At 71.7% G+C, this 12,284-nt stretch carries 5 protein-coding genes; 1 reads left to right on the forward strand and 4 read right to left on the reverse strand.

The window, feature by feature from the left end; translation table 11 throughout:
- Window positions 1-147: 147 nt before the first annotated feature.
- The 3 genes from putP to ABZ624_RS24495 all read right to left on the reverse strand — a co-directional run bounded on the left by putP (window position 148) and on the right by ABZ624_RS24495 (window position 7,146).
- Window positions 148-3,747 (reverse strand): sodium/proline symporter PutP, encoded by a 3,600-nt coding sequence (gene putP / locus ABZ624_RS24485; protein ID WP_360092720.1) that lies wholly within the window; start codon window positions 3,745-3,747, stop codon window positions 148-150.
- A 129-nt stretch (window positions 3,748-3,876) separates the two neighbouring features.
- Window positions 3,877-5,946 (reverse strand): SpoIIE family protein phosphatase, encoded by a 2,070-nt coding sequence (locus tag ABZ624_RS24490; protein WP_360092723.1) that lies wholly within the window; start codon window positions 5,944-5,946, stop codon window positions 3,877-3,879.
- A 156-nt stretch (window positions 5,947-6,102) separates the two neighbouring features.
- The gene (locus ABZ624_RS24495) at window positions 6,103-7,146 is read right to left on the reverse strand and encodes a PP2C family protein-serine/threonine phosphatase (protein WP_360092726.1); all 1,044 of its coding nucleotides are present in this window, start codon (window positions 7,144-7,146) and stop codon (window positions 6,103-6,105) included.
- A 192-nt stretch (window positions 7,147-7,338) separates the two neighbouring features.
- Between ABZ624_RS24495 and ABZ624_RS24500 the strand changes: the two genes are divergently transcribed.
- Window positions 7,339-10,137, forward strand: coding sequence for a SpoIIE family protein phosphatase (locus ABZ624_RS24500; protein ID WP_360092729.1), 2,799 nt, complete (start codon window positions 7,339-7,341; stop codon window positions 10,135-10,137).
- Window positions 10,138-10,174: 37 nt separating this feature from the next.
- On the opposite strand, the gene ABZ624_RS24505 is transcribed toward ABZ624_RS24500, so the two are convergent.
- Window positions 10,175-12,283 (reverse strand): SpoIIE family protein phosphatase, encoded by a 2,109-nt coding sequence (locus tag ABZ624_RS24505; protein WP_360092732.1) that lies wholly within the window; start codon window positions 12,281-12,283, stop codon window positions 10,175-10,177.
- Window position 12,284: the final 1 nt, after the last annotated feature.

The raw sequence follows: 12,284 nt of genomic DNA on the forward strand, positions 1-12,284 counted from the left end.
TCACTTAAGTGTTCAGTTAAATGGATTTAATGGCTGGCTTAATGTAGGGGCCCGGGCATCAACCGGCAAGGTTCGCTGCATAGTTGACGCGCCGCCAGTCCGCAGCCGGCGCATGAGTGAGGGCGAGGCGCAGCCCGATCCGCGAGATCAGGTGCCGGACAGGTCCTGCGCGACGGTGTCCGCCGGAACGACCTGCTCCGTCCAGATGATCTTGCCGGTCGCCGTGTAGCGAGTGCCCCACCGGTGGGCGAGCTGGGCCACGATCAGCAGGCCCCGCCCTCCCTCGTCGGTGGTCCGTGCATGGCGCAGGCGCGGCGAGGTACTGCTGGCGTCGGAGACCTCGCAGATCAGGGCGCGGTCCCGGATCAGGCGCAGACCCACCGGTCCGGTGGCGTGACGGATGGCGTTGGTGACCAGTTCGCTGACGATGAGCTCCGTGGTGAAGGTCAGATCGGGCATGCCCCACTCCGTCAGCTGCCGGGCGGCGAGGGTGCGGGCGTGCCCGACGGCTGCCGGATCGCTGGGCAGGTCCCAGGAGACGACCCGGTCGCGGTCCAGAGCACGGGTCCGGGACAGGAGCAGGGCCGCATCGTCGGACGGCGGACCGGCCAGCAGGTCGTCGATCACCCCGCGGCCGGTCTCCTCCAGTGTCGGCCTGGGCGCCGCGAGGGCGGCCCGCAGCCGGGAGAGTCCGGCGTCGATGTCCCGGTCGAAGGCCTGGATGAGGCCGTCGGTGTAGAGCGCGATGAGGCTGCCCTCGGCCAGCTCCAGCTCGACGGACTGGAAGGGGAGGTAGCCGAGGCCGAGGGGTGGTCCGGCGGGCAGGTCCAGGATGTCGGCACCACCGCCCGGTCCGACGAGCACCGGCGGGAGGTGACCGGCCCGGGCCAGCGCGCACCGCCTGCTGACCGGGTCGTAGACGGCGTACAGGCAGGTGGCGCCCATGAACGCGGTGCCCGCGGCCTCATCGTGGGCCACCGCCGGGGTGTCGCTGCCGTGCGCCTCCATGAGGCCGATGACCAGGTCGTCCAGATGGGCCAGCAATTCGTCCGGGGAGAGATCGAGGTTGGCGAGCGTGCGTACCGCGGTGCGCAGGCGCCCCATGGTCGCCGCGGCGTTGATGCCGTGCCCCGCCACGTCCCCGACGACCAGCGCGACCCGCGCCCCGGACAGCGGAATCACGTCGAACCAGTCGCCGCCCACGCCACTGGGGACATCCGCCGGGAGGTACCACGACGCCACCGCGAGCGCGGAACCTCCCGTGAGATCCTGCGGCAGCAGATAACGCTGCATGGAACGGGCCGCGGTGCGCTCGCGGGTGAAACGCCGCGCGTTGTCGATGCACACCGCGGCGCGGGAGACGAGTTCCTCGGCGAGTCGTACGTCGTCGTCCTCGAAGGGGCCCCGCCGCCGGGACCGGGCGAACGTAGCCGCGCCCAGGGTGACGCCGCGTGCCCGCACCGGGACCACCATCACCGAGCGGAAGTCGTAGTCGAGGAAGGAGGCGCCCAGCGACTCGTCCTCGGTCACCCAGGGGCTGGCGGTGCGGTCCAGGATCCGTTCCACCAGGGTCCTGGACTCCAGCAGACAGCGGGTCACGGGCGACGAGGCGGCACGCCGGACCGTTTCCCCCACGGTCAGACTCGCCTCGGGGCAGCCCTCGCGCACCGACTGCTGCCCCGCGCGCCGGATGACGGGCGACATGCCGACCGGCCCGGGCGCCGGTTCCTCGCCCCTCATGACCGAGTCCAGCAGGTCCACGGCGACGAAGTCGGCGACGGACGGCACGGCGTCGTCGGCCAGCTCCTGGGCGGTCCGCGGCACGTCCAGGGTGCTGCCGATGCGGGTGGCGGCGTCGTTGAGCAGGGCCAGGCGTTCCTGGGCCCGCCAGCGTTCGGTGACGTCGATGACCATGTACCAGACACCGACGTTGCGGCCGTGGCGGTCCTTCATCGCGAAGAAGGACGCGGAGATCGCGCGGCCGGCGTCGGGGTCCGTGCGACTGGGGCTCCGGTATTCGAAGTCCATCACCGGAGCGCCGGTCTCCAGGACCCCGCGCATCTTCTCCTCGAAGGCCGCGGCCTCCGCCTCCGGCAGCACGTCCGCCATCCGCCGGCCCAGCCGGCGTTCGAGGGGGATCCGGCGGTCCAGTGGCTCGTTCACCCACACGTACCGAAGGTCCGTGTCGAGGACGGCGATGCCGACCGGCGCGTGGGTGAGGAAGGGAGTGAGCATCAGCCGGCTCACCCCGCCGCCCGGCATCCGCCAGAAGGCGCGTTTCGGAGGCCGGCCGACGAACCTGCCGAAGACCAGTGCGGCAACCGTGGCGACCAGGACGCCCGGGACCATCTCGTAGATGCCCGACTCGAAGGGGCCGAGCAGCGGATTGATCTTCTTCCACAGCAGCACCGTGGCCGCGCCCGAGACGATCCCGGCCATGGCCCCCGCCCAGGTCATGCGCGGCCAGTACAGCGAGAGCAGGACGACGGGCCCGAACGCGGCTCCGAAGCCCGCCCAGGCGTAGGCGACGATGCCCAGCAGCCCGCCGCCCCTGAGCGCGATCGCGAAGGCCACCAGGATCACGGCGACGACGGCGGCGCGACCGGCCCAGACCAGTGTCCTGTCCGAGGCTCGCCGGTTGAGGAACGCGCGGTAGAAGTCCTCCGTGAGGGCGACCGACGACACGAGGAGCTGGCTGTCCGCCGTCGAGATGATCGCGGCCAGTACGGCGATCAGCATCACGCCGGCACCCCAGGGGTTGAGCAGGGTCCGGCTGAGACTGATGTACACCGTCTGCGGGTCGTGCAGCGGCGTGCCGGTCCGGGCGATGCCCACCAGGCCGACGAGGGTGGCGCCGGCGAGTACGACGATGACCCATCCGGTTTCCAGACGGCGTGCCGCGGGGATCGCGCCGGTGCTGCGGATGCCCATGAAGCGGGCCAGGATGTGGGGCTGACCGAAATAGCCGAGCCCCCAGGCGAGCAGCGAGACGATCGCGACGGCGCCGAGCGACCCGCCTGCCGACCACCGCCCGTCCGCGAAGTCGACCCTGGCGCCCATGTCCAGCAGGCCGGGGGTCTTGCTGTCGAGGGCGTCGCGCAGTGCCCCGAAGCCGCCGAGCGCTCCGATACCGACGGCGGGGAGCACGAGCAGGGCGAGGAACATCAGCGTGGCCTGCATGACGTGGGTCAGGCTCACGGCGAGGAAGCCGCCCAGGCACGAGTAGACGACGATCACCAGGGCGGTCAGGGTCACTCCGAGCCTGAAGGAGACACCGAAGATGTGCCCGAACAGTACGCCGCCGGCCACCAGCCCACTGGCGACGTAGACGGTGAAGAACACGAGGGTGACCGCCGCCGAGACCATCCGGAGCATCCGAGTGCGGTCCTCGAACCGCTCCTCCAGATAGGCCGACAGACTCACGGCGTTCCCGGCGCGCTCGGTGTAGGTGCGCAGCCTCGGCGCGACGAACAGCCAGTTGAGGTACGTACCGAGCACCAGACCGGCCGCGATCCAGCTGGCGCCGACGCCGGCGGCGTAGACCGCTCCGGGAAGAGCGAGGAAGAGCCAGCCGGACATGTCGCTGGCCCCTGCGGACAGGGCGGCGACGAGCGCGCTGAGCCTGCGGCCCCCCAGGGCGAAGTCGGCGAAGGTGTGAGTGCGGCTGTAGGCCCAGACCCCTGTTGCGATCATGACGGCCACATACACGAGGAATGTGGCCACGATCGGCGCGCTCAAGTCGATCATGTCATCCTCGCCTGCGAGGTTCCCGAGCGTGGGCGCGACCGTCGCATGCCTGACAGCCGCGACTCTTCATGTACAAATGTACAGATCCCGGCCGTCACCGGCCGACAGCACCGTCCGGATGGAGCCGGCTCAGGACTGGGCCCGGGCGATGAGCAGCGCGACGTCGTCCTCACCCCCCGGCGTGCGCAAGGTTTCCAGGATGCGGACGCAGGTGTCTTCCAGGTCGCGGCCACGTGTCGCGGTGAAGGCGTCGAGGAGGGTGTCCAGGCGAGCGTCGATGGGTTCGCTGCGGGTTTCGACCAGGCCGTCGGTGTAGAGGGCCAGCTCGTCGCCGGGGCGGAAGGGGATGGTGGTGGCCTCGAAGGGCACCCCGCCGACCCCCAGCGGTGCGCCGGTGGGAAGGTCGAGAAGCTGCGCCGCGTGGCCGACACGCATCAGGGCCGGGGGCAGGTGGCCGGCGAGGCTGATCTCGCACTGCCCCCGGTGTGGGTCGTAGACGCAGTAGATGCAGGTGGTGATGGTCTGCTCGACACCTTCGGTGAGGTGATCGAGGTGCCGAAGGGCCTCGGCGGGGGCGAGGGCGAGTTCGGCGAAGGCGCGGGCGGCACTGCGGAGTTGCCCCATGGTGGCGGCGGCCTTGATGCCGCTGCCCATGACGTCCCCGACGACCAGGGCGGTTCTGTCACCCCGGAGAGGTATGGCGTCGAACCAGTCACCGCCGATCTCGCTCGCGGCGCCGGCAGGCTGGTACCGGCAGGCGACCTCCAGGCCGGGCAGGTGCGACGGGGGGTCGGGAAGCAGGCTCCGCTGGAGAGTGAGGGCCGCTTGACGCTGGGCCTGGTATCCGCGGGCGTTGTCGATGCACACCGCGGCGCGGGCGGCCAGCTCCCAGGCCAGGAGCGCGTCGTCGTCATCGAAGGGTGCGGGGTTCCCGGTGCGTTTGAGGTCGAGGGCACCGAGGACTTCCCCCCGGGCCATGAGCGGCACGGCCAGGTAGGAGTGCACGCCGGCCGCCGCGAGCAGGGAGGCCGCCTCGCCGTGCCGGGCGATGCGCTCCAGGTCCTGACGGGTGACATGGGGCACCAGGACCGGTTGCCGGGTGCGCACGCACCGGGTGATCAGGCGGTCGCCGGCGTAGGAGGCGAGTCCCCCTGGCGGGTCGGCCGCGCGGACCGCCTCGGTGGAGTGGGCCGCGCGCACGGCGAGGGCGCGGAAGAGGGCCGGCCCCTCGTGTGGCGCCATCCGGCCTTCCAGGGCGCTGTCGAGTACGTCCACGGCTGCCACATCGGCCAGGACCGGTACGACGACGTCGGCGAGCTCGCGCGCTGTCGTTTCCAGATCGAGGGTGGTGCCCACGGAGGCGGAAGCCCTGGCGATCAGTGTCAGCCGCTGCCGGGCCTGTGCCGCCTCGGCGGCGGCTCGGTGTCGCTCGGTGACGTCGATGACGGAATAGGCCAGACCCAGCACCCGCCCGGCGGAATCCTCCAGCCGGTAGTACGAGACGGACCAGGCGTGCTCGTGGTCCGGATCGCTGGGGGGCCGGCAGATGATGTCCCGGTCCACCACCGACTCGCCCGTCTCCAGGACACGGCGCAGACGCGCCTCGGGGTCCGTGTCCAGGAAGCTCAGGACCTCGCCGGCCGACCGGCCGAGACGCTCGGCGGCGGACTGACCGGTGATGCGTTCGAGAGCGGGATTCACGGCCAGATACCGCAGGTCAGGGTCCAGAATGGCCAGCCCGACCGGGGACTGGGACACCAGCCGCATGGCCAGGGAGGCATCTCGCTCGACCCGCTCCACAGCGGCCTGGTCCGCGGCGAGGCCCAGGGCGTAGACGTCACCGAGGTCGTCCAGCAGCCGCATGTTGCGGAACTCCACCAGACGGGTGCTGCCGTCCTTGTGCCGCACCGGGAACGCCCCTGCCCAGTCGGTGCCGGATTCCATGACCTCGGCGAACAGCTTGATCACCGCGTCCCGGTGCTCCTCGTGGACCGTCAGCCGAGCCGCGTGCTGACCCAGCGCCTCTGCCGCGGTGTAGCCGAACAGTTCCTCGGCCTTCGGGCTCCAGAAGACCACCTGGCCCTTCGCGTTCAGCACCACCGCGGCGACGCTGAGGAGATCGAGCAGGCCGCTGGGCGGCGCGGCGGGACCCGCCGCTGACCGGCCCTCGCCTGCTCGGGAGGAGTCCGTCGTGCCCATGGCCTCATTTCCCTTCCCGCTCGGCGCCTTGCTCGTGCCGTACCGGCGGGCGTGCTGCCTTCCTCCATGGTCGGCCCATACCGAGGCAGCACACACCTGGACCGGGTTTCGGACACACCGGCCGGCGGCCTGGTGCCGCGCAGGGCTCGCAGCCGCCTACGCGGAGGGCTCTTGGACCCCGGGGCGCCTGCAGCGGACGGCGACGGCCGCGATGTCGTCGTCGAGCCGCCCGCCGCTGTAGTGGAGCAGGTCCCGGTGAAGCCGGTCCAGCAGCTCACGGGGCGCCGCCGCGCCGAGCTGCCGCATCCACTCCGGCAGCGGGAAGAACGCGCCGGCGCGGTCCCGGGTCTCCGTTACGCCGTCGGTGTAGAGCAGCATCTGGTCGCCCGAGGCGAAGGCGACGGTGTCGACGTTGTAGTCCTCTCCGAGGAGTGACGCGAGGTTGAGGGGCGGCGAGGCGACGGTGGGCTCGAGGACGCGGACCTCTCCGCTCCGCATCAGCAGGGGCGGGGGGTGTCCGCAGTTGAGGATTTTCACGTGCCCCCTGCCGTACGGGATCTCGGCGATCAGAGCGGTGGCGAAGTGCTCGGGCTGATCCAGGTCGAGGAGCGCGACGCTGTAGCGGCACATGCTGGTCTCCAGGCGATGGATGATGCCCTTCAGGTCGGGCTGGTCGTACGCGTTCTCCCTGAAGCAGTTGATCACCGCCGAGGCCGCCCCCACCGCGGACAGCCCTTTGCCGCGCACGTCACCGATGAGCAGCCGAACCCCGTACGGCGTGTCGGCCACCTCGTAGAAGTCGCCTCCGATCCGGGCCTGCTCCTGGGCCGCGAGATACAGCGACTCGATGTCGACGTCCTGGACGCGGCGCGGCAGCGGGCGCAGCAGCACCTGCTGCGCCGCGTCGGCGACCAGCCGGATCTGGAAGAGGGTCTCCTCTCGCTGGAGTCGGAGATGGCTCGTGTAGGCGGCTGCCAAAGTGACCGCGACGATCGCAGCCGCTGTGTAGGGCGTTCCCAGATCGGCGTAGACGAGGCTGAGCCCGATCATGACCAGCAGGCAGAACGCGCCCAGCAGGATCGTCGGGAGCACGGGCCACATCGCGGCGGCGAGGGCGGGTGCGGCGGGCAGGAGACGGCTGAAGGCGATCTCCCTGGGGGTGGCGAAAGCCAGGCCGGTGATGAGGACGGTGAGGATCACGGGTGACAGCAGTACGGTCTCGCGTCGGCCACCGTAGGGAGGGCGGTGGCGTCGATGCCGTCCTGTCCTGATCACAAAAGGTATCTTATCCGGGCATAACGGGCTTCGTTGCGACCGGCGGAGCGGAGGGGCCGCCGCGCAGCCCGGCCGCCTGGAACTTCGGCTTTGCCACACCGGTGTTATCAAGGGTGTATGGAGGTATTCTCCGGGCGCCCTCGGACCCCGGAACGTCGTCCGCCCGTCGGATGCTCGCGCCCACGCCGGGCCTCCCTGCTGGACCTGCGCAGTGCGGCCGGTCAGGTGTTCCTTCTCCAGGTCGTCATCGTGGTCCTGCTGGTGGTGGCCGCGGTGGCGGCCATGGTGCTCCAGACGGCGCGTGACGCGGTGCAGCAGGGGCGTCGTGAGTCGGTGGTCGCGGCCCAGTCGTTCGCGAGTGCGCGCAGCACGGCCGAGGCGCTGCGCAGCCGGAACCCGACGGCGCTGCTCCAGCCGCAGACCGAGGCGGCGCGGAAACGCGCGGGCGTGGACTTCCTCGTCGTCATGAACACCAAGGGGGTTCGTTACACGTATCCCTACCCGCGGGAGATCGGGAAGAAGTTCGTCGGCACCATCGCACCGGCGCTGAAGGGCCGAACCGTCATCGAGCAGGCCGGCGGGCCGCCCCTGCCCGCGGGCAGGGGGACGGACGTGCAGGCGGTGGTCCCGGTGACCGAGCGCGGGAAGGTGGTCGGCCTGGTCTCGGCGGGCATCACGGTCAGGAACGTGGCGGCACTGTGGATGCCGCAGCTGCCGATCATCCTGGGCAGCGGCGCGGCCGCGCTGGCGCTGGCCATGGCGGGAACGACGCTCGTGTCCCGGCGGCTGCGCCGGCAGACGCACGGCCTGGCCCCGGCGGAGCTGGCGCAGCTGTACGAGCACCACGACGCGGTGCTGCACGCGGTGCGGGAAGGAGTGCTGATCACCGGAGCCGACGGACGACTGCTGCTGGCCAACGACGAGGCGACGCGGCTGCTCGGGCTGCCGGCGGACGCGCGGGGGCGCCCGGTACGGGAGCTGGGAATGCCGGAGCCGATCACGCGTCTGCTGTCGTCGCCGGAGGCGGTCACCGATGAGCTGCATCCCGCCGGCGACCGGTTCCTCCTGGTGAACAAGCGTCCGACATACCCGCACGCGGACCCGGGAGGCAGCGTGGTGACCCTGCGGGACACCACGGAGCTGGCGGCGGTCTCGGGGCGGGCTGAGGCCGCGCGGGAGCGGCTGAAGATGCTGTACGAGGCCGGGGTGGCGATCGGGACCACGCTGGACGTGGAGCGTACGGCCCAGGAGCTGGCCGATGTGGCGGCGCCCCAGTTCGCCGACCTTGTGACGGTGGACCTGCTCGAGGCGGCACTGCGGGGCTGGGAGCCCACGGCGGAGGGCTGGCGGCGGCTGCGCCGCACGGCGATCGGCGGCGACCAGCGGATGATGCCGGTGTATCCGCTGGGCGAAGTGATCACGTTCTCGGCCCGGACCCCGCAGATGCGGACGCTGCACGAACGGCGGGTCATGCTGGAGGCGGACCTGCGGTGGGCACACGGCTGGCGGGAACAGGATCCGGAGCGCTCCCGGAAGGCCCTGGAGTGCGGGTTGCGCTCGCTGGTGACCGTGCCGCTGCGGGCGCGGAACGTGCCGCTGGGCGTGGTGAACTTCTACCGGACGGCGGACTCCCCGGCGTTCGAGCCGGAGGATCTCACCTTCGCGGAGGAACTGACCGCGCGGGCGGCGGTGGCCATCGACAACGCCCGTAGATTCACCCGCGAGCACGCGATGGCGGTGACGCTGCAGCGGAGCCTGCTGCCGCGGAGCCAGCCGGACCAGGACGCGCTGGAGGTGGCCTGGCGGTATCTGCCCGCGGAGGCGGGGGTGGGCGGGGACTGGTTCGACATCATCCCGCTTCCGGGCGCCCGGGTGGCCCTGGTGATGGGTGACGTCGTCGGCCGCGGGCTGCACGCGGCGGCGACCATGGGCCGGCTGCGTACCGCCGTGCACAACTTCTCCACTCTGGACCTGCCCGTGGACGAGGTGCTCGGGAACCTGGACGACCTGGTCGTCCGCATGGACAACGAGGAGAACACCGGCGATGCCGCGTCGGGCGGCGAGGGGGCGGGCGTGACCGGGGCGACCTGTCTCTATGCGGTGTACGACCCGGTGGCCGGAGCCTGCACGATGGCCCGTGCGGGACACCCGGATCCGTTGGTGCTGCGCCCGGACGGGACGGTCACCTGTGCCGGCGTGCCGGCGTCGACGCCGCTCGGCCTGGGCGGCTACCCGTTCGAGACCGCCGAGCTGTCGCTGCCGGAGGGCTCACAACTGGTGCTGTACACCGACGGCCTCGTGGAGGGCCGCAGCCACGACATCGACGTGGGGATGGAGAGGCTGCGCCGGGCGTTGGACGGATCCGGGGGCCGCACTCCGGAGGAGACGTGCCAGGCGGTGATCGACGCGCTGAAGCCGTCATCCGCCAGCGACGACATCGCGCTGCTGACGGCACGTACCCGGAGGTTCCCGCCCTCGCGCGTGGCCGAGTGGGTCGTGCCGCCGGACCCGGCGCTGGTGCCCTCGGTACGGGCGCGCTGCAGGGAGACTCTGCGGGAATGGGGGCTGGAGGAGACCGGATTCGCCACGGAACTGATCCTCAGCGAGCTGGTCACGAACGCCATCCGGTACGGCTCGCCGCCGGTCACGGTGCGGCTGCTGCACGGACGCTGTCTGATCTGCGAGGTGTCGGACGGCAGCGGCACCCTGCCCCGCCTGCGCCGGGCGGCGACCACGGACGAGGGCGGACGAGGGCTGTTCCTGGTGGCGCAGTTCGCCCAGCGGTGGGGAACGCGGTACACGGCCCGCGGCAAGGTCATCTGGGCGGAGCAGCTTCTCGACGGCGGCGCGGCCGCCACCACGGGCCATGCACCGGTCGACTTCCTTCTCGACCAGTTCGATGATCCCGACGTGTGAGCCCTCGGCGCCTCGGCGGTGGGGCGGCCGACCCGCTTCAGGGGCCCCTGCGGCCGCTTGGGGACGTCGTTCCGTGCCGGGCGCGGGCCAGGAGGAGGGCGACGTCGTCGCCGGCCCGGGGCCGGAGAGTCTCCAGCACCCGGTCGCACGTCTCTCCCAGGTCCTGATCGGCCGTGGCGGTCAGGGCGTCGCGGAGGATGCCGAGGCGGGCGTCGATCGGGTCACCGCGCGTCTCGACCAGACCGTCGGTGTAGAGAGCGAGTTGGTCGCCGGGGCGAAAGGAGAAGGCCGTCGTCTCGAAGGCCCATCCGCCGACGCCCAACGGCACACCGGAGGGGAGGTCGAGCAACTCGGCCGGCCGGCCGGACCGGACCAGGGCCGGAGGCAGATGACCGGCCAGGCTGATACGGCACTCACCCCGCTCGGGGTCGTACCTGCAGTAGGCGCAGGTGGCGATGGTGTGCTCGACGTCCTCGGCCAGACGGTCGAGGTGCCGTAGAACCTCTGCCGGCTCGAGGTCCAGCTCGGCGAACGCACGGGTGGCGCTGCGCAGTTGGCCCATGCTGGCGGCGGCGTTGATGCCGCTGCCCATCACATCCCCGACGACCAGAGCGGTCTTGTCGCCCGGCAGACGCATGGCGTCGAACCAGTCTCCGCCGATCTCACTGACGGCTCCGGCCGGCCGGTAACGGCAGGCGATCTCCAAGCCGGGCAGGCGGGACGGCAGCTCGGGCAGCAGGCGGCGCTGGAGGGTGAGGGCGGTGTCGCGCACGTTCTGGTACCAGCGGGCGTTGTCGACGCAGGTCGCGGCGCGGCTGGCCAGTTCGCAGGCGAGGAGGGTGTCGTCCTCGTCGAACGGCGCGGGCGTGCGGACGCGTTCGAGGCTGAGCGCTCCCAGGACCTCTCCGCGGGCCAGGAGCGGCACCGCGAGGTAGGAATGCACGCCGGTGGCCTCCAGAAGGGCGGCGGCCTCGCTGGTGCGGGCGATGTGCCGCAGGTCCCCCCGGGTGGCCTCGGCCACCAGCACCGGCCGGCGGGTGCGCACACACCGGGTGATCAGACGGTCGCTGTCGTACATGGCGAGGCCTCCGGGCACGTCGGCCGCCGCCTGTGCCGCCTCACTGGCGGGTGCCGCGGCGACGGCGGCGACACGGAAGCGGGCAGGGCCGCTGTCCGACGGGGTGCGTCCGCGCAGCACGCTGTCGAGCACGTGGACCGAGGCCACGTCGGCCAGGTCCGGTACGACCACACCGGCCAGCTCGTGCGCCGTCCGCTCCACGTCGAGGGTCGTACCGATGGAGGCGGAGGCGTGGGCTATCAGGGCCAGGCGGTTCCGGGCGCGTGTCGCCGCCTGGGTGGCCTCATGGCGTTCGGTGATGTCGATGACGGACGTGGCCAGACCGATCACCCGGCCGGTGGCGTCGTCCAGCCGGTGGTACGACACCGACCAGGCGTACTCGCGGTCCGGCTCGGCGCTGGTGCGGCCGACGACGTACCGGTCGGACACCGGCTGTCCGGTCTCCAGGACCTGGCGCATACGGGCTTCGACGGCCTCGGCGTCCAGGAAGGTCAGGACGTCGCGGGCGCGCCGGCCCAGATGGTCGGCGGCGGGCAGGCCGTGGATGCGCTCCAGCGCCGGGTTCACGGTCACGTAGCGCAGGTCGGGATCGAGGATGGCCAGGCCGATCGGGGACTGGGAGACCAGACGTGCCGAGAGGGCCACGCCCCGCTCGATCCGTGCCACCGTCGCCTGGTCCACGGCCAGGCCCAGGGCGTAGGTGTCCCCGAGATCGTCGAGCAGCCGCACGTTGCGGAACTCCACCAGCCGCTTGCTGCCGTCCTTGTGCCGGACCGGAAAGGCCCCGGCCCAGTCGGTGCCGGACTCCATGACCTCGGCGAACAGCGCGATCACCTGGTCCCAGTGCTCCTCGTGGACCAGCAGCCGCGCCGCGAAGCGGCCGAGCGCCTCCGGTGCGGTGTAGCCGAACAATTCCTCGGCCTGGGGGCTCCAGAACACCACGCGCCCGTGCGCGTCCAGCACCACCGCGGCGACGCTCAGCTGATCGAGCAGGCCGGTGGGAGACGAGCCGGCCCCGGGCAGGGGCCGGCCCGGGGCGCCGGACTGCGAGGGGCCCGTCCTGCCCATA

The sequence above is a fragment of the Streptomyces sp. NPDC007205 genome, assembly GCF_040634095.1.
Lineage (GTDB): Bacteria > Actinomycetota > Actinomycetes > Streptomycetales > Streptomycetaceae > Streptomyces.

Bases quoted from the DNA above. Each gene is read 5' to 3' on its own strand.
- ABZ624_RS24505 (WP_360092732.1), bottom strand. From the start codon at position 12,283: ATGGGCAGGACGGGCCCCTCGCAGTCCGGCGCCCCGGGCCGGCCCCTG.
- putP (WP_360092720.1), bottom strand. From the start codon at position 3,747: ATGATCGACTTGAGCGCGCCGATCGTGGCCACATTCCTCGTGTATGTG.
- ABZ624_RS24490 (WP_360092723.1), bottom strand. From the start codon at position 5,946: ATGGGCACGACGGACTCCTCCCGAGCAGGCGAGGGCCGGTCAGCGGCG.
- ABZ624_RS24500 (WP_360092729.1), top strand. From the start codon at position 7,339: ATGGAGGTATTCTCCGGGCGCCCTCGGACCCCGGAACGTCGTCCGCCC.